17 protein-coding genes are annotated in these 21,378 nt (G+C 64.7%); 10 read left to right on the top strand and 7 right to left on the bottom strand.

Translation table 11 applies throughout. The features are described from left to right. Position 1: 1 nt before the first annotated feature. Together NY78_RS25410 and NY78_RS05725 are read left to right on the top strand one after the other, a co-directional pair. Positions 2-673 (top strand): adenylate kinase, encoded by a 672-nt coding sequence (locus NY78_RS25410; RefSeq protein WP_043632949.1) that lies wholly within the window; start codon positions 2-4, stop codon positions 671-673. 78 nt (positions 674-751) lie between these two features. Then, a complete protein-coding gene (locus NY78_RS05725; RefSeq protein WP_043632869.1) occupies positions 752-1,606 on the top strand; it encodes a menaquinone biosynthesis protein in 855 nt (284 codons plus the stop codon). Positions 1,607-2,023: 417 nt separating this feature from the next. Here NY78_RS05725 and NY78_RS05720 read toward each other — a convergent pair whose 3' ends face one another. Continuing rightward, entirely contained in the window at positions 2,024-2,461 is a 438-nt protein-coding gene (locus NY78_RS05720) for an RrF2 family transcriptional regulator (RefSeq protein ID WP_043632866.1), read from the bottom strand. A gap of 367 nt (positions 2,462-2,828) precedes the next feature. Further along, positions 2,829-6,923, bottom strand: a complete 4,095-nt coding sequence (locus NY78_RS05710; protein ID WP_047960048.1) for a hypothetical protein — start codon at positions 6,921-6,923, stop codon at positions 2,829-2,831. Between the two features lie 165 nt (positions 6,924-7,088). Between NY78_RS05710 and mutY the strand changes: the two genes are divergently transcribed. From mutY to NY78_RS05685, 5 genes are all read left to right on the top strand, one after another. Next, the gene (mutY, locus tag NY78_RS05705; RefSeq protein WP_043632860.1) at positions 7,089-8,189 is read left to right on the top strand and encodes an A/G-specific adenine glycosylase; all 1,101 of its coding nucleotides are present in this window, start codon (positions 7,089-7,091) and stop codon (positions 8,187-8,189) included. Between the two features lie 89 nt (positions 8,190-8,278). Beyond that, positions 8,279-9,490, top strand: coding sequence for an efflux RND transporter periplasmic adaptor subunit (locus tag NY78_RS05700; RefSeq protein WP_043632857.1), 1,212 nt, complete (start codon positions 8,279-8,281; stop codon positions 9,488-9,490). A gap of 2 nt (positions 9,491-9,492) precedes the next feature. Beyond that, entirely contained in the window at positions 9,493-10,176 is a 684-nt protein-coding gene (locus NY78_RS05695) for an ABC transporter ATP-binding protein (protein WP_043632855.1), read from the top strand. After that, the gene (locus NY78_RS05690) at positions 10,163-11,320 is read left to right on the top strand and encodes an ABC transporter permease (protein ID WP_043632853.1); all 1,158 of its coding nucleotides are present in this window, start codon (positions 10,163-10,165) and stop codon (positions 11,318-11,320) included. Before NY78_RS05695 ends, NY78_RS05690 begins: the two co-directional genes overlap by 14 nt. Then, positions 11,320-12,486, top strand: coding sequence for an ABC transporter permease (locus tag NY78_RS05685; RefSeq protein ID WP_043632851.1), 1,167 nt, complete (start codon positions 11,320-11,322; stop codon positions 12,484-12,486). The genes NY78_RS05690 and NY78_RS05685 overlap by 1 nt, the downstream gene beginning before the upstream one ends. A gap of 197 nt (positions 12,487-12,683) precedes the next feature. Here NY78_RS05685 and NY78_RS05680 read toward each other — a convergent pair whose 3' ends face one another. The 4 genes from NY78_RS05680 to NY78_RS05665 form a co-directional block, all read right to left on the bottom strand. Next, entirely contained in the window at positions 12,684-13,022 is a 339-nt protein-coding gene (locus NY78_RS05680; RefSeq protein ID WP_043632848.1) for a P-II family nitrogen regulator, read from the bottom strand. A gap of 68 nt (positions 13,023-13,090) precedes the next feature. Beyond that, complete coding sequence (locus tag NY78_RS05675; RefSeq protein WP_043632845.1) at positions 13,091-14,314, bottom strand: ammonium transporter; 1,224 nt, start codon at positions 14,312-14,314, stop codon at positions 13,091-13,093. Positions 14,315-15,001: 687 nt separating this feature from the next. Beyond that, positions 15,002-15,922 carry a dihydroorotate dehydrogenase gene (locus NY78_RS05670; RefSeq protein WP_043632842.1) on the bottom strand — a complete coding sequence of 307 codons (921 nt, stop codon included), beginning with the start codon at positions 15,920-15,922 and terminating at the stop codon, positions 15,002-15,004. After that, a complete protein-coding gene (locus NY78_RS05665) occupies positions 15,919-16,716 on the bottom strand; it encodes an iron-sulfur cluster-binding protein (RefSeq protein ID WP_043632945.1) in 798 nt (265 codons plus the stop codon). Before NY78_RS05665 ends, NY78_RS05670 begins: the two co-directional genes overlap by 4 nt. Before the next feature lie 171 nt (positions 16,717-16,887). Between NY78_RS05665 and NY78_RS05660 the strand changes: the two genes are divergently transcribed. The 3 genes from NY78_RS05660 (at position 16,888) to NY78_RS05650 (ending at position 19,870) form a co-directional block, all read left to right on the top strand. Then, the gene (locus NY78_RS05660) at positions 16,888-18,090 is read left to right on the top strand and encodes a cyclic nucleotide-binding domain-containing protein (RefSeq protein WP_043632839.1); all 1,203 of its coding nucleotides are present in this window, start codon (positions 16,888-16,890) and stop codon (positions 18,088-18,090) included. Then, the gene (locus NY78_RS05655) at positions 18,087-18,884 is read left to right on the top strand and encodes a motility protein A (protein ID WP_043632837.1); all 798 of its coding nucleotides are present in this window, start codon (positions 18,087-18,089) and stop codon (positions 18,882-18,884) included. The genes NY78_RS05660 and NY78_RS05655 overlap by 4 nt, the downstream gene beginning before the upstream one ends. An 89-nt stretch (positions 18,885-18,973) precedes the next feature. Beyond that, positions 18,974-19,870: an OmpA family protein gene (locus NY78_RS05650; protein WP_043632834.1), complete on the top strand. Its 897-nt coding sequence runs from the start codon at positions 18,974-18,976 to the stop codon at positions 19,868-19,870. Between the two features lie 418 nt (positions 19,871-20,288). Here NY78_RS05650 and NY78_RS05645 read toward each other — a convergent pair whose 3' ends face one another. Beyond that, on the bottom strand, positions 20,289-21,365 hold the full coding sequence (locus NY78_RS05645) for a tetratricopeptide repeat protein (protein WP_043632831.1): 1,077 nt from the start codon (positions 21,363-21,365) through the stop codon (positions 20,289-20,291). Positions 21,366-21,378 lie beyond the last annotated feature (13 nt).

The following is a 21,378-nucleotide window of genomic DNA, read 5'->3' as shown; positions in this document are numbered from 1 at the left end:
GGTGAATATCCTCACTTTTGGTCCCAACGGCAGCGGCAAGGGCACCCAGGGTTCCCTGGTGAAAAAGAAGTACAATCTGGCCCACATCGAGTCCGGGGCGATCTTCCGCGAACATATCGGCGGCGGCACCGAACTTGGCATGAAGGCCAAAGCGTTCATCGACAAGGGTGAGCTGGTCCCCGACGACATCACCATCCCCATGATCCTTGAGACCTTGAAGGCCAAGGGCGGCAACGGCTGGCTGCTCGACGGTTTCCCGCGCAACATGGTTCAGGCCGAGAAGCTCTGGGAAGCCCTGCAGAAGGAAGGCATGAAGCTCGATTACGTCATCGAGATCCTGCTGCCCCGGGAAGTGGCCAAAAACCGCATCATGGGCCGTCGCCTGTGCGCCAATGATCCCAACCACCCCAACAACATCTTCATTGACGCCATCAAGCCCAATGGCGATGTCTGCCGGGTGTGCGGCGGCGCGCTGAAAAGCCGCTCCGACGACCTGGACGAAGCCGCCATCGGCAAGCGTCACGACATTTACTACGACACCAAGACCGGCACCCTGGCCGCTGCCTACTTCTACAAGGATCTGGCCGCCAAGGGCCTGACCAAGTACATCGAGCTTAACGGCGAAGGCACCATCGATTCCATTAAGGAAACGCTGTTGGCCCAGCTCGACTAGTCCACCGGAATCCGCCTTGCATGACGGCCCCGGGGGGAATACCCTCGGGGCCGCGTTTTTTTCGCCCAAGGAGACTCCATGGAAAGCGCCCCCTTAAAGCTCGGCCGCATCGCCTACTTAAACGTCTGGCCGCTCTACGAAGCCCTGATCCCGGCCTTTCCCGAAGGCCCGGACCTCACCTATGTCCCCGGCCATCCAGCCGAACTCAACACGGCGCTGGCCAACGGAACCATCGACGCCGCTCCGGCCTCGGCCTTTGCCTATCTGGCCGATCCGGCCGCCTTCACCCTGCTGCCCGACCTGTGCATCCGGGCGGCCGCCGGCCCCATCCAGAGCGTGCTGCTCCTCTCGCCCGTCCCCCTGGCCGAGCTGCCGGACCATCTGGCCCAAACCGGCGGGGCCATCCAGCTTTCCGGGGCCTCGGCCAGTTCCAATGCCCTGCTCCGGGTGCTGTGGCGTTTTGCCTGGGGCTACAGCGAACCCCGCTTCGAACTGGTGGCTCCGGGCACCGGCTTTGACCGGGGCATGCCCTTTGTGGAAATCGGCGATCTGGCCCTGCGCCTCTACCTCGCGCCGCCCCCGGGCTGGCACGTGATCGACCTCGGCCAGGCCTGGCAGGAGTTCGCCGGCACGCCGTTTGTCTTTGCCTTGTGGATCGTGCGCGAGGGCCTGGCCGGACGGCCGCTGGCCACGCTTGACCGGGTGCGTCGCGCCCTTGTGGCAATCAATAACGACCTGCCCAAGCGCCTGCCCGGGCTGGTTCGCGCCCCGTCGCTGCCGGACTGGATTTCAGCCGAAGCGCTCCTCGCCTATTTCCGGGTGGTCAACTACGACTTCGACGCCGCCGCAGCAGCCAGCCTCCTGCTTTTTGCCCACCACTGCCGCGAACTCGGCCTGATCCGGGCCGTACCGGGACTGCGCTTTGCGGTGTAATGGCGAGGGATGAAGAGGGGAGGAGAAAAGAATGCTCCGGCGGCCAAAGGGCAGTGCCCTTTGGAATCCCACCTGGGGTTCGTTTGATTTGACCGAGTACGCTGCCAACTCGGCGGGCGGAAATGAGGCAAAAGAAGATAGGAAAAGAGGCAGGGCCGTAACCTGCGGTGGTAGACCTTGACGAGAACCACCGGAGCTCCGGCGGCCGGGGGGATGATCACCCCGGCCCCCTGCAACGAGAGAAGTTTTCGAGGGGGGGGTGGGGGCTAGGCTGGCAAACCGATTGCGCGGACCGGGACAGACGGCGCTTGGGCGATGCGTCTGCCGGCGCCTGGAACCGGGCGCCGGCCCGGCAAGACACGAACGCACGCCGCAGCCCGAGGGACGCAGTCAGTCAAGAAAAGCAGCGGCCCGCGATCAGCAGCAGGGCAGGCCGAGCATTTCCGAACGCCGGGCCTGGATAAGCAGATCGGTCAGCAAGATGGCGTCGAGTTCGCGGAAGATGCTCTCCGTGGCCCTGGCCCAGATTTGTCGGGTGATGCAGTCCGAGGAGATCAGGCACACCTCGGGACAACCGACGCATTCCGTCAGTTCCGGACGGCTTTCCAGCGCCCGCACCACGTCGCCAACCCGGATCTGGTCTGTCCCAACAGCCAGCACATGCCCGCCTTTGGGGCCGCGCTTGCTGTTGATGAACCCGGCTTTCTTGAGCGCCCGGATCAGTTGCTCCAAATATTTGACGGAGATATTCCGCCGTTTGGCAATGTCCTGAATACGGACCGGACCATCCTCGCCGTGTAAGGCGATGTCTAAAAGCATGCGCAAGCCGTAACGGCTTCGCGTGGTGAGCTGCATGGGCCGATTTCCTCTTGTCCTGATTTTGTGCAAAAGCGAACAAGGGACCCTAGCAAATTCATTTCCGAATAGCAAAACCGGTCTGCACGGATCGGCTATCAGCCTGCAACCAGGGCAAAGCGCGGCCTGGCGGGCCGTTCCCGCCATGCGCCGCGTCGCAGGGTCTCGCGGGAGATCCGCCCGGAGACGGGAATTCCCCACGACAAGACGCACCGGCTGCAAATTTTCCCCTGAGCCCGAAGGATGAACACGTCCATATACTCGATCTGCTGCCCACACACGGCGCAATGTTTGCCGTCCATACCCGGCCTCCCTGGGACAATCCTGCCCACGGGGAGACGCCATCAAGATTCATGCCGTGGCCGGCTCAGGGCTTTTGTTGCGCCTCCCGATCAGGGCCACCAGGGCCACCCTGCCCGTCTCCGGACCGTCCCCGCCCCGGCAGCCGCATCGCAAGCGTCACCTTGCGCCAGCCGCCGCCCGTGGTCAGGCTGTCAAATCCCCAGCGCAGCCAGCGCAACAATGACCAGGCCAGCCACAAGGCCCACAAAAGCATCACTCCGCGAAAGACCAGCAACGGCACGGTAACAGCCGAACAGGTCGGCGTCAGCCCGGCCACCCGGTCGAAAGTCCAGGCCAGCATGGTCGCTGTGGAACCGTTGCCCGCCACCTGCATCCGGGGGAGGCCGAGCAGTCCTGTGCCCAGCGTCTCGTAGAGCGCCTCGAAGCCGGCCAGGGCGAGCAACACGAGCAGGGCCTGGGTGATGTTAAACACCACCGTTCCGCCAGAGATGGGATGCCGCCTGCGCCAGCTAAGGGCCGCGATCCAGGCCACGGCCAGCAGGAAATTGGCCGGCGTGGCTTGGCTGAGGCCCAGAGCGTACGCCAGCCAGCCCAGCCGGGTCAGCGGCGTGTCCCTGAGGCAGGAAAGGCCCAACCCAATGGCCGCAACTGCCGCCAGCCAGCCCCAGAACAGGACCGCCGGAGCCAGGGGAGTGGCCCCGCGCACGGCCAATAGCCAGCGCTCAGCCGGCAGTTCCAGGGTCACGGCCACATTGGTTCCCGGGATTCCCAGATCCACGGCCGGCGTTTCGGTCAAAAAGCCAAGCGGCGTGCGCTCCCGCAGGTTCAAAACGACTTCCGTCACCCCTGGCGGCAGGGCAAAGCCGACTTCGCCGGCCTCGCCCGTGGGCAGCGTTTCGCGGCCGGCCACGGTCAGCCGGGTCACTTCCGCACCGGCTGGCAGCTTCACCGCATGGCGCGCCCCCTTGGCCGAGCGAAAGGCCATGGACAAGGTCGCGTCGCGCATTTGCAGCCCCTGGCGTACGGCCAGCCCGGCCCGTTCCAGGGTAAGGTATTCGCCCGGAGCGATTTCCGGCCGGGTGACGGCAATCGTCAGGCTCTCGCCGGGCCAGGGCAGAAACCGGGGGGCATAGCGCCCGTCCGGGGACAGCCAGGCCACGGGCGGCAGGCCCGTGAAAACAACATTGTAGAGCGCGGCGGCGGCAACGGTCCAGGTTTCGACCAGGGCGTCGTTGGCCGGCGCGGTCAGGACCAGTCTGGGGACGGCCGGCAGCTTGGACCGCCAGGCGACCCGATCCTGGCCCGGAGCAAAGCTGACCACGGCCTGTCCGCCCGTAACCGACACCCCGGCGGCGTCCGGCAACTCGCCGGCCACGAGCGGCACCGAGGCCACGGCCGTGACGCCAGCCGGCGACAGGCGCACCACCTCGGTTGCGATTTCAAAGGTGAGGCCGAAATTCAGACTGCGCCGGATCTCGAAAAAAGCCGGGATATCGACGCCGGCAGGGCCAGCCTTGACCGGGCCTGCCGGGGAGGTTGTCTCGGCCTGGGTCAGTTCCAGGGGACCGGTCAGTACACCCCGGTCATCCAGGCCGCGCACCCGGTAGCCCGCTGCCGCCACCCGCACCCGGCCCGGGGAGAGCGGCGCGGCAATGGTGAAAGAGACCGCCTGGGGAGCCGGCCCGGACAGGATCAGACTGTGGCTGCCCGGTTCGAGCAGGACGGACAACGCCCCGTCCTGGCGCACCAAGGCCGCAGCCGGCTTGCCGTCCACGGCAACCGTTGCCGGACGCCAGTCTTCGGAAACGACCGGCAGCGGCGCAACCGACCGGACCGCGGCGTCAAGGGCCGTGGTCAGCGTCAGGATGCCGCCCTCCAGGCGCACATCGAGCCCAGGACTGCCCAGGCAGTGGGGCAGACAACGCGGCGGCTCGACCAGCCGCGCTCGCAGGCTGTCGAGCAGTTCCCGGGGGGGGAAATCCGCCGCCGAAGCCACCGTCGCACTGCTGGCCAAAACCAGCAGTAACAGTATTGCCGCCGCGCCGGCCGACGCGGCCAGACGGCGCACCCGCTCCCGATCAAACAGCACAACCAAGGCCACGCCCAAAAGAATCACCCGGGCAAAGCCCAGCAGCATGGAGACCACCGGCGGCATGAGGGTGAGGCGGAAGGTTTCGCCGGCCGCCACCGGCCCGCGCCAGGACAGGCCCACTGCGGCAAAATTCCAGGTCGGCATGGCCGGGCCGGTCTGGATGAGCGCATTGGGGTCAAATTCCAGCCGATCCGTGGCCTCCGGCGGCTGCCCAGCCGCACCGGCCATGGCCCGCATGGGCATGGCGTCCTTGGCCTTGGCCCGGGGAGCCGACGGAACCGGGGCCGGCATGGCCTCGTTGGTGGAGGCCTGCCGCTGCAACTCGGCCATGACGACCGGCGACCCCGGCCCGATCTGCGGGGCCACGGCCAGACGCAGTTCCCGGGTGATGAAAGGCACGGCCAGGACGACCAGCGAGAGCATCGACAGGATAAAAAGCGTCAGGGCCAGACGCCGAAAGGCCGGATGCCCGGACAACCGCTCCACGTCCCCGGCCGCCCGCAAAAGGCCGAGACCGGCCAGGACGAAAATCCAGACCGCCGTCGGCGCATTCGGCTCATGCCAGGACAGGAGTAAAAAAAGCCCAAGCGCCACCCCGGCCCAAACCCCACGCAGGGAAAAGGCGGCCACGGCCAGCAAAAAAACCAGGAACAGGTCCAGAAGCGTCCAACGCGACAGCAGCCCGCCGGTCACCGTATCCGGCCCGGACGCTGCAACAAGCGACCAACCCGGCGGCAGATGGAGCGTGGCCGTCACCCGTTCAAACTCCCGATCATAGCCCCCGGCCGGAATGGCGGCCGAAACATCGGGATAGCGGGCCCGGGCCGCGAGATTGACGTGGGACTGGCGCAGCTCGACGCCGGACAGCCCGTCCTCGCCCAGACGCACCACGGGCTGGTCCTGGCCAGAGGCCGTAACCCGGCCAAGCTCCCCGGGAGCCAGCATGGCCATGGTCCAACTGCGCCGGTTCTCCCCGACCACGGCGTCGCGCACGGACAGGCCCTGGCCGGAAAAATCGAGCCACAGTTCCCGCGACAAGGTCAGGGCGTCGCGGCCAAGGGGCGCTCCCCGGCCGAGTTCCGCCAGGGTCAGCGTGGCTCCGGGAGCGGCGGCAAAGGTGGCAAAGGCCTGCCAACCCCCGGGCACGTCAGCGGTTTTGGGATCAATGCCAGGCAGGCCTTCGGGCCGGACCTCGCGGATCTCGCCGGCGCGAAAGGACCAGATTTCCCGGCCGTAGGGACAGGCCGCCGGTCCCACCTGGGCGATTTTTCCCGGATAGCGGGCCACCACCTCGACCTCGTAGCGACCGGGGCCGGCATCCAGGACCACTGACCCGTCCGGCCCAAGGCTGGCCGGCACCGGAGAGCGAACGGCCTGGGGCAGGCTCCCGGCCGGCACGGCCCCGGCCAGGGTGACGCTGCGGGCCAGTCCGGAAATTTCCAGACGATAGAGCGTGGTCACGGTGACAGGGACCCCGTCGCCAATCAGACGGAAAACCCGCACCGTCTCGCGGTTTTGTACCGGTTTCGGAGATTGGGCCGGAGCCAGGCGCAGTTCGCCGGCCGGGGAAATTGCCACCGGCACCGGCACGCCCCCCCGGGACAGATGCACCACGCCGACATCGGGCGGCAGGCGCAAGCTGGCGGGCTGGATGTTCCAGGCGATGCGCCCGGTCAGGATATACTCTCCGGCTGGCAGCCAGACCTGCGGCCCCGACGGCCCGTCCGTCACCGGCACGGGAGCCCCGCCCTGGCGCACGGCCAAGGTCCAGGCCCCGTCGCCGTGGGGCAAGGCCACCGTCCCTTCGTCAAAAAGACGCACGGCAAAGGTCATGTCCGCGCCGTCGCCAGTGACGTCCAGGTCCAGGCGGGTGGGAAAGCGGCAGATCCGCGCATCCGGTTGGTTGCCCTGGGGCGGACACAGCTTTTCACTTGCCCCGTAGAGGGCAAAGCCCGTCCAGGGAGCCAGGGCCGGGGGCACCTCCGGCCCGGCCCAAGCCAGGGCCGAAAGGCCGCAGACCAGACTCGCCGTCGCCAGCACAAAAAGGCTGCGCCACACAGTTCCCATACCTACCTCCCGGGACGGCCAAAACCGCCAGTCTGTCTGCTATGGGCCAAATCCCCCCCAAAGGCAACGCACCCCTTCACTGCTCCCTTCCCTCCCGGCACAATCGGCATTATGGCAAGGACGCACCATGGCCGGCAATATGTCCGGCCGATCCGCGAGGAAAACATGTCCGACACTGCTGCTTTCGTCCCGCTTCTCCTTGACTGGTTTGCCGCCAACCGCCGCGATCTGCCCTGGCGGCGCGACTACGATCCCTACAGCGTCTGGGTGTCGGAAATCATGGCCCAGCAGACCCAGATGGATCGGGTGGTGCCCTATTTCACCCGCTTCATGGCCCGCTTCCCAACGGTTGCCGCCCTGGCCCGGGCCGATGAAAACGACGTGCTCAAGGCCTGGGAGGGCCTGGGCTATTACAGCCGGGCCAGGAATCTGCTGGCCGCGGCCCGGATACTTGTCGCGACGCATCAGGGGACGCTGCCGGCGGCCTATGACGCCATCCGCGCCCTGCCCGGCGTTGGCGACTACACGGCCGGGGCCGTGGCCAGCATCGCCTTTGGCCTGGATGCCGTGGCTGTGGACGCCAACGTCATGCGGGTGCTGGCCCGGGTGGGCGACATCGATCTCCCGGTCAAGGAGCCGGCCGGCAAGGCCCGGGTGGCGGAACTGGCCCGGGAGCTTTTGCCGACCGGCCGGGCCCGGGACTATAATCAGGCGCTCATGGAACTGGGCGCGCTCATCTGCCGGCCAAAAAATCCCGATTGCCCGGCCTGCCCGGTGGCCGCCGTGTGCCAGGCCAGACATCTCGATATTGTGGCCGATCGCCCGGTCTTGAGCAAAACCCCGGACATCACCCCGCTCTTGGTCGCCACCGGGGTGCTGGTCCATGCCGGCCGGGTGTTCATTCAAAAGCGCCTGCCGGTCGGAGCCTGGGCCAATATGTGGGAATTCCCGGGCGGGCGCATCGAAACAGGCGAAACCCCGCAGGAAGCAATTATACGGGAATTTGCCGAGGAAACGGCCTTTCCCGTGGAGGCCTCGGCCAAGCTGGCCGTCATCCGCCATGGCTATACCACCTATCGGGTGACGCTTCACTGTTATCTGCTGCACCTTCCGAGCAGTTACGATCCCAGCATCACCCCGATCCCGACGCTGACAGCGGCCCAGGAAAGCCTGTGGCTGGCCCCCGGCGAGCTCGCCCGGTATGCCTTTCCAGCCGGTCACCGCAAGCTCATCGACCAATTGACCGCCAGTTTATGGCTGACGTAGACAAATCGGAACACGTCTCCGGTTGATACGTCTTGACTCCGAAGCGCGCGCTTGCCATGACCCCAAAACACCTGCAAAATGGGAGTTTCATGAGCGATTCACTGCACGCCCTGCGTATTTCCGGCGACGACAAGGCCACTTCCGGCGGTCCGCGGCGTCGCCGACGCCGCTGGCCTTTTCTCCTGGCTTTGCTCGTTGCTGCCGCCGTTGTCTTCTGGATGCTGTCGCCGCGCACTTTTGTGGTCGAGGCGGCCACCGTTGGCCTGGCCTACCCTTCGCGCACCATCACCACGCTGACGGCCAGCGGCTATATCGTGGCCCAGCGCAAGGCGGCGCTCGCCACCAAGGCCACGGCCCAGCTCGTCTGGCTGGGTGTCGAGGAAGGCAGCCGCATCAAAAAGGGCGACATCCTGGCCCGCCTGGAAAGCGCCGACGTGGAAGCGGCCCGTAAGCTCGCCACCCACGAAGTAAGCGCCGCCCGGTATCAGATCGCCTCGGCCGAGGCCGAACTGGCCGACGCCAAGCTGCTCCATGCCCGCATGAAACAGCTGACCCGCGGCGACTACGTGGCCCGGTCCGAGTTTGATATTGCCAAGGCCCGGCTGGACAAGGCCGAAGCCGCCCTGGCCCAGGCCAAAGCCACCCTGGCCGCCCGCAACGAAGCCCTGCGCAAAGCCGAGGCCGAACGCGGCTACACCGACCTCGAAGCCCCGTTCGACGCTGTGGTGCTCACCAAAAACGCCGATATCGGCGACATCATTTCGCCTCTTGGGGCCTCGTCCACGTCCAAGGCCGCCGTGGTCACCATTGCCGACATGGGGTCGCTGGCCGCCGAAGTGGACGTCTCGGAATCGAGCATCGAGAAAGTCACTGTGGGCGAGCCCTGCGAGATCATTCTCGACGCCATCCCCGGCGAACGCTTTCCCGGGGCTGTCCACATGATCGTGCCCACGGCCGATCGCACCAAGGCCACCGTGCTGGTCAAGGTGCGCTTCACGAAACTTGATCCCCGGGTGCTGCCGGAAATGAGCGCCAAGGTGGCCTTTCTTTCCCGGCCGCTGACCCCGTCCGAAACTGCGCCCCGGGTGGCCGTGCCGGCCTCGGCCGTCATCAGCCGGGGCGGAGTCGACGCCGTCTTTGTCATGAAAGACGGCAAGGCGCTGCTGACCCCGGTGAGCCTGGGCGAGGCCCTTGGCGACATGCGGGCCGTGACCGAAGGCGTTGCGGTGGGCCAGAAAATCATCCTCTCGCCGCCGGACAAGCTGCAAAACGGCGACGCCGTGGCCCTGGCCGAGGGCTAGCCATGGATCGGCCGCTCATCGCAATTTCCCACCTGTCCAAATCCTATCGTCGCGGCGATCAGGTCATTGCGGTCCTGACCGACATCACCTTTGACATCGCCGCCGGGGAATTCCTGGCCCTGATCGGCCCGTCCGGGTCCGGCAAATCCACCCTGCTCAACTGTATCGCCGGCATCGATTCCGTGGACTCGGGCAGTATCGAGGTGGCCGGCACGGACATCGCCACCATGAGCGAGGGCGAACTGGCCACTTGGCGAAGCCGGCACGTGGGCTTTATTTTCCAGTTCTACAATCTCATCCCGGTGCTCACCGCCCTGGAAAATGTGGAATTGCCGCTGCTTTTGACCACCCTTTCGGCCGGGCAGCGCCGCGACCACGCCCTGGCCGCCCTGGCCGCCGTGGGCCTGTCCGACCGCACCGACCACAAGCCGTCCCAGTTGTCCGGCGGGCAGCAGCAGCGTGTGGCCATTGCCCGGGCCATCGTCACCGATCCGGACATCATCGTGGCCGACGAACCAACCGGCGACCTGGACCGGCAATCCGCCGCCGACATCATGGCCCTTTTGGGCCGGCTCAACGCCGAACTGGGCAAGACCATCGTCATGGTCACCCACGACCACCGCGCCGCCGAAGCGGCCCATCTCGTGCGGGAGCTGAACAAGGGCGAACTGCGTGCTGCTCCTTAGGCTCATCCTCAAAAACGCCTTCCGCCACCGCCTGCGTTCGATCCTGACCATCGTCGGCATCACCATCGCGCTCCTGGCCTTCGGCCTCCTTCGCACGGTGCTCGACGCCTGGCACGCCGGAGTGTCGGCCTCCTCGGCCAATCGTCTGGTCACCCGAAACGCCGTCTCCCTCACCCAGCCCCTGCCCTACGCCTACAAGGGCCGCATCCGGCAGGTGACGGGCGTTGACATCGTGGCCGCCGGCAGCTGGTTTGGCGGCGTTTATCTGGATGAAAAGAATTTTTTTGCCAACTTTGCCATCGAGGCCGACGATTTCTTCCGGCTCTACCCCGAACTGCTCGTCAGCCCCGTGGAACAAAAGGCCTTCGCCGCCGACCGCAAAGGCGCGATTATCGGGCGCAAGCTGGCCGATCGGTTCCACTGGCGCATTGGCGACACCGTGACCCTTCGCGGCACCATCTATCCCGGCCAGTGGCCGCTGACCATCCGGGCCATCTACAAGGGCGCGCGCCCGGATACCGACGAGACGGTGCTCTATCTCCACTGGAGCTATCTGGACGAGACCATGAAAAAACGCGCCCCGGACCGGGCCGGGCACACCGGCTTTTTCATGATCGGCATCACCGACGCCACCCGGGCTGCGGAAATTTCCAAAGCCATCGATACCCTTTTCGTCAATTCCCAGGCCGAGACCCTCACCGAAACCGAACGGGCCTTCCAACTCGGCTTCGTGTCCATGAGCGAGGCCATCCTGTTGGCCATTACCGCCGTGTCCTACGTGGTCATCCTGATTATCCTGGCCGTGGCCGCCAACACCATGGCCATGTCGGCCCGGGAGCGGCTGGGGGAATTTGCCGTCCTCAAAACGCTCGGGTTTCGCGGCCCGACCCTGGCCGGAATGCTCGTGGCCGAATCACTCATCCTGTCCCTGGCCGGCGCTGCCCTGGCCATGGCCCTGCTCCCGCCCCTGGCCCAGGGCTTTGCCACGGGGCTGGCCCAGTATTTTCCGATTTTCTTCGTCTCCCGGGAAACCGTCGTTCTCGGCTTCACCTTCGGCCTCCTGGTCGGCCTTTTGGCCGCCGTCATCCCGGCGGCCCGGGTCAGTTCGGTGCGCATCGCCGACGCCTTCCGGAGGATCGGCTGATGGCCGTGCCCCTGTCCTATTCCTGGCGCAATCTCAAAACACGCCGGCTGACCACGGCGCTCACAGCCGGCGGCATGGCGCTCGTGGTGTTCGTCTTCACGGCCACCCTCATGCTGGCCGAAGGGCTGCGCCAGACCCTTGTTTCCACCGGCTCGCCCGGCAACGCCATCGTCCTTCGCAAAGGTTCCGAGACCGAAGTGCAAAGCGGCATCGAACGGGTGGCCGCCTCGGCCATGACCACCCGGCCGGAAATTGCCCTGGGCGGCGACGGCCAGGGCCTTTACGCCCGGGAATCGGTGGTGCTGATCGGCCTGACCAAAAAATCCACCGGCAAGGTGTCCAACGTGGTCATCCGGGGCACCCAGCCGGCCTCCCTGGCCCTGCGGCCGCAAGTGCATCTGGTTTCCGGGCGGCTGCCTCGTCCGGGCACCCCGGAAATCATCGTGGGCAAGGCCGTGGCCAAGGGATTTAGGGGGGCGGAAATCGGGCAGCATTTGCGCTTTGGCAAGCGGGAGTGGCCCATCGTCGGCATCTTCGACGCCGGCGCTACCGGCTTTACCTCGGAAATCTGGGGCGACGCCGACCAGCTCATGCCGGCCTTTGGCCGAAACGCCTATTCCATTGTGCTGGCCGGGCTGCGCGAACCCGGACTTTTTGCCGCCTACAAGGAGGCCATCGAGGCCGACCCCAGGCTTCAGGCCGAAGTCTGGCAGGAGACGCGCTACTACGAGAAGCAGTCGGACATGATGCGCAAATTTTTAACCGTGCTCGGCGTGTCGCTCACCCTGATCTTTTCCCTGGGGGCCATGATCGGGGCCATGATCACCATGTATTCCTCAGTGGCCGGACGGGTGGCCGAGATCGGGACCTTGCGGGCCATCGGCTTTACGCGCGGAGCCATCCTGACGGCTTTTCTCATGGAATCGACCCTGCTTGGCCTTTTAGGCGGCCTGGCCGGGGTGGGACTGGCAGCGGGCCTGTCGTTTGTGACCTTTTCCACCACCAATTTTCAGACCTTTTCCGAACTGTCCTTCCAGTTCTCGCTGACCTCCTGGATCATCGGCCTGTCCCTGGGATTTTCCGTCTTTATGGGCGTGGTCGGCGGTTTCCTGCCGGCCGTGCGGGCCTCGCGCATGAACATCGTCGAAGCGCTGCGCGAAGCGTAGGGGAAGAAAGAAGAAAAGGCAGGAGATGCCTCCGGCGGCGGGGGGATGATCCCCCCGGACCCCTGCAATAGAAGAAGTTTTAGGGGGACTGCGTTCCAGCGGGACAGGCCCCCCAAAAAAACTTGCCTTCCAGGTGGGATTCCAAAGGGGTCACCCCTTTGGCCGCCGGAGGCATTCTTACGGAAAGGGCAGCACAATCAGATGGCGCTGGCCCCGGCTTCCCCGGTGCGGATACGCACGGCCTCGCCCATATTGACGACAAAAATCTTGCCGTCGCCCACCTGCCCGGTCCAAGCGGCCTCACGGATGGCGGCAGCCAGCTCGGCCACGCGGCTCGCCTCAGCCACCAGGGTGATTTTGATTTTGGATTCGAAATCCGCTGTGGATGCCGCCTCCCGGCAGGCCCCTTCATGGCAGCGCTGCCGGCCAAAGCCCTGGACCGCATCAACTGTCATGCCCCCCACGCCCAATTCCGTCAGCTTGGCCTCAACCGCTTCGAGCTGCGATGGCCGGATGATGGCTTCAATGCGCTTCATTCCGCTCCCGGACTGTCCTGCCGCCACATCGGTTTTCGCGGCGGCAGGACATGTAAGGCTTTCGGCAGTTACTCGCCGTAGGCCGCTTCGGTGTGTTCAGACAGGTCCAGACCGATGGTTTCGGCTTGCGGTGTCATACGCAGGCCCATGACCGCCCTGACCGCCGCCAGAATGATCCAGCTGCCGGCAAAAGCGAAGACGCCGACCACGGCAATGGCCAGAAGCTGGATGCCGAGCTGGCCCGGATTGCCGGCCAAGAGGCCGTCGGCCCCGGCCGGGTTCATGACCTTGCTGGCAAAAACGCCAACCAGGATTGAGCCGAGTACGCCGCCGACACCGTGGATGCCGACCACGTCCAGGCTGTCGTCAAAGCGCAGCCGCGCTTTGAGCAGCACTGCTCCGTAGCAGATCAATCCCGCCAATAGACCGATTGTCACGGCCGAAGCCGGCGAGACAAAGCCCGCCCCCGGGGTGATGGTGGCCAGTCCGGCCACTGCGCCGGAAGCCGCGCCGAGCGTGGTCGGCTTGCCGCGATGCCACCATTCGACCCCGCACCACATGGCCATGCCGGCCATGCCGCCGATGTGGGTGGCGGCAAAGGCCCCGGCGGCCACGCCGTCGGCAGCCAGGGCGCTGCCGGCGTTGAAGCCGAACCAGCCAAACCACAAAAGCCCGGTGCCAAGAAGCGTCATGGGCAGGTTATGGGGCACGATCTGATGCTTGCCATGGTCCTTGCGCGGCCCGGTCAGCATGACTGCGGCCAGCGCCGCCGCGCCGCAGGTCAGATGGACCACGATGCCGCCGGCGAAATCCAGCACGCCCATGGTCTTGAGCCAGCCGCCGCTGCCCCAGACCCAGTGGCACACCGGATTATAAATGAGGATGGTCCAGGCCAGGGAAAAAACCAGAAACGGTCCGAAACGCATCCGCTCGGCCACAGCCCCGGTTATAAGCGCCGGGGTGATGGCCGCAAACATGCACTGGTACATGGCAAAGGCGATGTGCGGGATGGTCGGGGCATAGTCGGCATTGGGCGCGGCCCCGACCCCGCCAAGGCCGGCCCAGGCCAGCGACCCGATCCAGCCGCCCAGATCCGGCCCAAACGACATGGAATAGCCGAGATAGATCCACTCGAAGGTGACCAGCGAGATAAGGATGAAACTCTGCATGATGGTGCCGAGCACGTTTTTCTTGCGCACCATGCCGCCGTAAAAAAGAGCCAGTCCCGGGATCATGAGCAGCACCAGGGCCGCGCTTATAAGGACAAAGGCTGTATCGCCACTTTGCAACATGGATCGCCCCCCCAAAAAAGTTTGGCCGGCACTAGCACGGGATCGGGGCTTGAGCAAATATACTGGATTGTAAATTCGACGGCTCTTTGCGCCGTCCAGGCCCTCCTGGCAGGCTGGGCCGCCCCCTGGGCGTTCCGGCCAGCGCGGCCGGCGGAGATGGTCGGGACAGGCTGCCAGCCCCGGCAGCGCCCGGCCAGCTCGGCTATGTCGGGGCGTGATGCGCCTTCAGGCAGAGGGGACGCGACCACTTTGGGCGGCGCAGACGCCAGGACGACCGGAAGCTTCAGCCGAACCGGATGGCCTGGGAAATATTTCACATTTGTAATGCTTGAGGGACAAATCCGCTCCCTCCCGGCTGCGCCGTCGCCGTCCGAAGGACCGGGAGCGGGAAATCTGTCTCCAGGACAGGCAGCACCGGCCATTTTCAAGCCTGGATGCGGCCGGACGGCCATTTTTACCCAAAAATGGAAAATGGTGGCCAGAACGCAGCCATTCCAGGTTTAGCCTGCGGTCGCCAGCGGCAGCAACATTCTTACATACTACATAAGAAGAGATCCTTCGCCCAAAACATCCACGGCTGCCCGCTCCCTCCCTTTCCGCCCTAAGACAGCCCGGCAGCAAAAGGGGCGGCAGGGCTGCAACTGCCCTGCCGCCCCCAAAAAGCGACTCCCCAGGCGGACGGCCGATCTAACCGGCGGCCAACGTCCCCCGATAGTCGTCCAGATTCTTGATCCCCAACTCGTCCATGAGCGCCGGCAGCCGCTCGGCAATGCGAAAGGCCATGTCCGGGCGCATGAAATTGGCTGTGCCGATCTGCACGGCATGGGCGCCGACCAGGATAAATTCCAGTACGTCCTCGGCCGAGCTGATGCCGCCGACGCCGATGACCGGGGCCGACACCGCCTGGCAGACCTGCCAGACGCAGCGCAAGGCCACAGGTTTTATGGCCGGGCCGGACAGACCGCCGATGACGTTGGCCAGCCGTGGCTTTCGGCTGCGGATGTCCACACTCATGCCGGTCAGCGTATTGATGCAGGTGAGCACGTCGGCTCCGCCAAGGACCGCCGCCCGGGCCACGCCCACAATGTCCGTGACGTTGGGCGAAAGCTTGACCCAGACGGGCTTGTCGCCGGCCCGTTTTTTCACGGCCTCGGTGAGTTTGCCGGCCATGGCCGGGTCCTGGCCAAAGGCGATGCCGCCGGCCTTGACGTTGGGGCAGGAAATATTGACCTCAAGGGCGGCCACGCCCTCGGCAGCCGAGAGCACCCCGGCCAGCTCGGCAAATTCCTCGGCGTCGCAGGCGTAGAGATTGGCCACGATGGGCGTCTCGGCAAAAGGCAGGCGCGGCAGCTTGTCGTGCAAAAAGACTTCCACCCCGCAGTTTTGCAGGCCGATGGCGTTTAGCATGCCGCAGGGGGTCTCGGCGATGCGCGGCATGGGATTGCCGGTGCGGGGCCTAAGCGACAGGCCCTTGACCACGATGCCGCCAAGGCCGCGCAGGTCACCGTAGGGCGCAAATTCCATACCGTAGCCAAAGGTCCCGGAGGCGGTCATGACCGGGTTTTTGGCATGCATCCCCGGCAGACGCACACTGGTGTCGGCGCTCATGCGTCCTCCGAAAGGGAAAGTTCCTCGACCCAGAACACCGGCCCCTCGGTGCAGGTCTGGACATACTGCCCCAGGGCGTTTTTCTCCACGCAGCCAAGGCAGCCGCCCACGCCGCAGGCCATGCGGTTTTCCAACGACACCTGGGCCCTGGCCCCGAAACGGCGGGCCAGACGGGCAACCGTCAGCAGAAACGGCCGGGGACCGCAGGCCACAATCAGCCCGCCGGCATACTCGGCCACGGTCTTTTCCAGAAGTTCAATGAAGTTTGGCAGGTCGTCCGGCGTTTTCTCTTCGAAGGCTTCGGCCCGAGCCACGACCTGGGACAGTTCGGAAAAGGGATAACAGGACAGGGGCTGGCGATGGCCGAAGACCAGGGCCAGATTGTGCTGCGCGGGATGGGTGGCGGCGTATTCCACAAAGGGCGCTATGCCCACGCCCCCGGCCAGCATGACGGTGGGGGTGTCCGGCTCAAGACAAAATCCCTGGCCGAGCGGTCCCCAGACCGTTACCCTGTCGCCGGGAACAAGCCGGCACAGGACATCCGTGCCCCGGCCGCAGGCCTGGACAAACAGCGTCAACCGATCCGGGGTCAGCCGGCAGATGGAAAACGGCCGCGGCCAGACCGGGTCCGAACCGAAACAGGCCGGGCGCACCATGACGAACTGGCCGGCCACGGCCGGGGCCAGTCCCGGGTTGTCGAACTCCAGATAATAGCAGCCATACTGCCCGCCCACCGGTCCGGCCGGCGTCACGGACAGGATGGTCAGGTCGCGGCATGCGCCGGAAATACCCACAATCCACCTCGCGTCGAAAAAGATGCAGCCATATACCGCCTTTGCCATTTCTTGTAAAACACACCTGCCAGCCCAAACATTGTCCGGTCCGGCCCGCAGTCCTTGAACTCAGCCGGTCTTGGCCGTAGTGTGGGTCGCAACCGGCGAAATAACGCCACCACGAGGATGTGCATGGCCCAGGATATCGACCGCTCTGACGACGACACCGATTCCGCTGTCCGGACCTTCCCCAAGGGGACCACCATCTTTCGGGAAGGCCAGATCAGCGATGTGGCCTACATCATCAAAAAGGGCCGGGTGTCCATCTACCGCATCTTGAATAATAAGCGGGTCCGCCTGGGCGAGCGCGGACCGGGCGAGATGGTCGGGGAAATGGGCGTCATTACCGCCGATCCCCGGGGGAGCAACGCCGAAGCCCTGGAATACACCGAGGCCCTGGCCTGCGATAAGCGTCTGCTCCAGACCATGCTGCTCAAAAGCCCGCGTCCGGTCCAGCTCCTGACCGGCTACCTGGCCGATCGCGTCCGGGCGCTTTCGGGGCAAATCACCGACCGGCCCTCGGGCGATCCGTTTCTGGCCGTGTGCCGCGTCACCCACCTCGCCTGGCAGGTCGCCTCCAGAAGCGAAAAACCCCAGCTCGACTATGCGGAACTGTCCCGGACCATCAAGGACATTGTGCTTCTGAGCCAAATCGAGATCGACGCCATCTTCGAGCGGCTCAAAAAGCTCCATCTCGTGGCCATAACCGACGTCAAGGGCAATTTCCCCCGCAAAAACATCCTCGGCACGACCAAGCCCGGCCCGTCGTTTGTCAAGGAACGCTCGGTGCGCCTGCCCGATCCGGACACCTTTCTGGCCGTGGCCAAGAACGTGTCCCGCGATGCCCGGGATCGCCAGGACTTCGGCGTGGACCTGGAATTTTGCGACCTTGGCGACTTTGCCCGGGAAGCCGGCTCGTCTCCCGACATCATCATCAAGAAAATCGGCTACGGCGAAATTCCGGAAAAGCTCTTCTTCTTCCATAAATCCGCCAGCCGCGACTACATCGACGCCATGGGACAGGAATTTTTCCGGCAGGCCCGCCGGCCACGGCTGACCGCCGCCGATCTCGAACGCATTGACGACATCACCGCCGTGGACAATGCCACGCTCCAGGAAGTCTTCTCCGTCTTGGGATTTCACAAAGTGGCCGTGCTGGCTGCCATGGCCGGGGACGCCGCCCGCGATAAAATCTACAAAAATCTCTCCAAGAAAATCGCCGGGGTCGTCCGCGAAGAAGCCGCCGCCCTGGCCAACCTCGACGATGACGAGGCTGCCGCTGTGGAACAGGAACTGCTGGAGCGCGTCAAAACCATCAAGGGACTCGCCTCGTGAATATCGCCACCGTCATCGGCATCGTCTTTGGCATCGCCATCCTCGGCCTTGCCACCTACCACTCCACCGACAGCGCCGGCGTGTTTGTCAATTTCCCCGGATTGGCCATCGTCCTTGGCGGGACGCTGGCCTCCACGTTTATCTGTTTCCCGCTTAAGGAAGTCATGCGGGTGTTTAGCACCTTCCTCCTGGCGCTCAAGCGGGAGGAACTCCCCACAGACCATTATATCGAGGAAATCGTAGCCATTGCCCGCGAAGCCAGCGCCCGGGGCAAAATCCATCTGGAAACCGCCCTGCCCGGCATCGAAAACGAATTCCTGCAAAACGCCATCCAGATGCTGGTGGACGGCTACTCTCGCGAAGAAATCAAGGAAATCCTGGAAACCCGGATCGAGCAGACCTACCAGCAGGAACTCTCTTCGGCCGGCATCTACCGAACCATGGCCAAGCTCGCCCCGGCCTACGGCATTATCGGCACGCTGATCGGCCTCATCGGCATGATGCAGTCCATGAGCGTCGGCCTTGGCAATCTCGGCGCGCATATGGCCGTGGCCCTGACCACCACCCTCTATGGCATCTTGCTGTCCAACCTCATCTTCCTGCCCATTGCCATCAAGGTCGAAAAGCGCATCGAGGAGCGCGTCATTCTCATGTGCGTCATCCGGGACGGCACGCTTTTTATCAAGGACAAGACCCCGGCCGCCATCGTCCTGGACAAGCTCAAAGCCTACCTGCCGCCGCGCCGCTGGGCCTCCATCGACCGCCAGGAAGCCCCGAACGAAAACGAGGCCTAAAGCCGCCGGAGCCTCCCCCGGCCCGGCAACAGGACGCAGCCCGCCCCCGCAGGCCGGATTGCCGCCAGAAACCAGAGGACCACACCGCCGTGCTCAAATTGTCGGATCTGCGCAAACGCCGTCAGGAAGAGGAAGACCTCTGGCCCATCTCCCTGGCCGACATGATGACGCTTCTGCTTTGCTTTTTCCTGCTCATCGTGGCCGTCTCCAATGTAGACCTCAACCGCTACGAGCGCGTGGCCGACTCCATGCAGCAGGCCATGGTCCAAAACAAACCCGCCCCCCGTAAGACGCCCGGAGAGTCTCCTACGGCCGTCGCCCGCACCACCCCGGCCCCGCCCGAAAAACCCATGGTGCGCTCCAAGATCAGCCACACCACCCTGACCAGCGAACCCACCCCGCCGCTCGATCTCCCGGCCGCCAAACCGGCCCAGCCCGAGCCGCCCAAAACAACCGACTCCGCCGCAGACCAGCCCAAACCCGAAACACCGGCCGACAAAGCCGCGGCCGAACGCACCGGCCCGACCCGCAAAAGCCTGGACGACATCCGCAAGGAACTCTCCAGCAAACTCGACATCACCGCCGGCGCCGTGGAAGTCAAACCCCGGGACAATGGCGTGGAACTCAACCTGCGCGGCGCAGCCTTCTTCGATCTGGCCAGCGCCGACATCAAGGCCGGCGGGATTCCGCTGTTGCGCGACATCGCCGCCACTCTGGCCGGCACCCCCTACAAGGTCACCGTCGAAGGCCATACCGACAATCTGCCCATGGAATCCTGGCTCTACCCCTCCAACTGGGAACTCTCCTCGGCCCGGGCCAGTCGCGTGGCCCGCTTCCTCATCGACAACGGCGTGCCTCGCGAACACATGCGCGTCGAAGGCCTGGCCGATACCCAGCCCATCGCCCCCAATACCGACCCGGCCGGACGCAGTCTTCCGGAAAATCAGGCGAAGAATCGAAGAGTCGTCATTTTGGTCAGCCCGTAGCGACGTGGGAGTGGCGTGCGAGAAGCGTAAAGAATGCCTCCGGCGGCCGGAGGGATCATCCCCCCGGACCCCCGAACGGATACGCATGGCGTGGTCCCTGGAAGGGGGTGCTGCGGACGCGGGAGTGCCGGAAGACTGTTAGGCGTGGGAGCGTTTGGCGGCCATGCCGCGTGGTTGGTTGGAATTAGGGCCGCCGACACTCCCCGCGAAGCGCGGCGAGCACGGCGGCCCCAATTCCAACAACCGGTTCGCCCGGGAAACAAACCCAGGGGCCGCCCCCTATTTCTTCTCACGCGCCACCACCATCCTCAACGACATCCGCACACCCGCTTCCCCTATCCGGGGGTCCGGGGGGGTGACCTCCCCGGCGGGTCAAGGGCAGAGCCCTTGCAGGGTCCGGGGCAGCGCCCCGGCAGGGTCAGTCGTCGCGCACGGAATCCACGGGTGGTCGTGCTGCGCCGGTCGTGGCCGGGCGCGGGTATTCGCGGTTGTAGAGCTTGCGGTAGAGTTTTCGGCCTTCTTCAAAGGAAGGGTTGCATTCCAGGGCTTGTTCCACGCTGGTCTTGGCCGATTCGATATTTCCCATAAAATAAAATGCCTTGGACATATTGAAATGGATATTCTCGTCGGTTGGCGTCAGCGTCAGGGCCTGGGTATAGGCGTGTAGCGCTCCGGCCAGATCACCGCTTTTGCGGAGTTTGACGCCGAGCGAATTGAAGGGATTGGGGGTCAGGGCGTCGTATTTGAGAATCTCAATAAAGAGTTCCTTGGTTTCTTCCAGCCGGTTGAACTGGGCGTGTACCTCGGCGGCTTTTTGCAGGTAGCGCTTGAACTCGTCTATTTCGCCCTTGCCCTTGTAGGCATCAGCCAGTCCCTTGTAGGCCTCGGCAAAAAGATCATTGAGTTTGATGGCTTTTTTAAAGGCAATGATGGCTTGGCCGTATTTTTGCCGCACCAGACAGCGGCAGCCCATATCATAGTATTTCTGGGCCATGTTCTGTTCGGAGATGATTTCTTCAAAGGCCTCGATGGCATCGTCAAAATTGCCGGCAGCGATCATATCCCGGGCGTCGGCAATTTGCTGTTGTTCGATTTCGGTGACCCGTTCGACCTGACAGCCGCGCAGGACATGCTTGGCAAAGGTATCTTCGGAATAGGGGCGCAGGATGTAGCCGGCGCAGCCCTGGGCAATGGCATCGAGGACTTTCTCGCGGCTGGTATGGGCTGTGACCATGACCACGGGTACGTCTTTGAGCCGCATGTCCCGGCGGGTGAGCCGCAGGAACTGGGTGGCGTCCATATCGTCGAGCTGGCTGTCGAGGAGCACCATGTCCACGCGATTGGCCAGAAGAAAGGCCAGGGCTTTTTCACCCGAGGCAAATGTTTCCACCCGTTGCGGACGAAACGACGCCAGGGAACGCCGGTCACGGCGGGCGTTGTCCTCGTTTTTGGAAACGATGATGACTGTGTCGAACAAAATCGGCGAAAAATCCATGCTGGACGCCCCT

The sequence above is a fragment of the Desulfovibrio sp. TomC genome (assembly GCF_000801335.2).
Classification (GTDB): domain Bacteria; phylum Desulfobacterota; class Desulfovibrionia; order Desulfovibrionales; family Desulfovibrionaceae; genus Solidesulfovibrio.
Note: the sequence above shows the minus strand (reverse complement) of the source record. Positions and strands in the feature narration are given on the sequence as shown.

Bases quoted from the DNA above. Each gene is read 5' to 3' on its own strand.
- NY78_RS05670 (WP_043632842.1), bottom strand. From the start codon at position 15,922: ATGAGCGCCGACACCAGTGTGCGTCTGCCGGGGATGCATGCCAAAAAC.
- NY78_RS05685 (WP_043632851.1), top strand. From the start codon at position 11,320: ATGGCCGTGCCCCTGTCCTATTCCTGGCGCAATCTCAAAACACGCCGG.
- NY78_RS05660 (WP_043632839.1), top strand. From the start codon at position 16,888: ATGGCCCAGGATATCGACCGCTCTGACGACGACACCGATTCCGCTGTC.
- NY78_RS05680 (WP_043632848.1), bottom strand. From the start codon at position 13,022: ATGAAGCGCATTGAAGCCATCATCCGGCCATCGCAGCTCGAAGCGGTT.
- NY78_RS05645 (WP_043632831.1), bottom strand. From the start codon at position 21,365: ATGGATTTTTCGCCGATTTTGTTCGACACAGTCATCATCGTTTCCAAA.
- NY78_RS05675 (WP_043632845.1), bottom strand. From the start codon at position 14,314: ATGTTGCAAAGTGGCGATACAGCCTTTGTCCTTATAAGCGCGGCCCTG.
- NY78_RS05700 (WP_043632857.1), top strand. From the start codon at position 8,279: ATGAGCGATTCACTGCACGCCCTGCGTATTTCCGGCGACGACAAGGCC.
- NY78_RS05720 (WP_043632866.1), bottom strand. From the start codon at position 2,461: ATGCAGCTCACCACGCGAAGCCGTTACGGCTTGCGCATGCTTTTAGAC.
- NY78_RS05725 (WP_043632869.1), top strand. From the start codon at position 752: ATGGAAAGCGCCCCCTTAAAGCTCGGCCGCATCGCCTACTTAAACGTC.
- mutY (WP_043632860.1), top strand. From the start codon at position 7,089: ATGTCCGACACTGCTGCTTTCGTCCCGCTTCTCCTTGACTGGTTTGCC.
- NY78_RS05695 (WP_043632855.1), top strand. From the start codon at position 9,493: ATGGATCGGCCGCTCATCGCAATTTCCCACCTGTCCAAATCCTATCGT.
- NY78_RS05710 (WP_047960048.1), bottom strand. From the start codon at position 6,923: ATGGGAACTGTGTGGCGCAGCCTTTTTGTGCTGGCGACGGCGAGTCTG.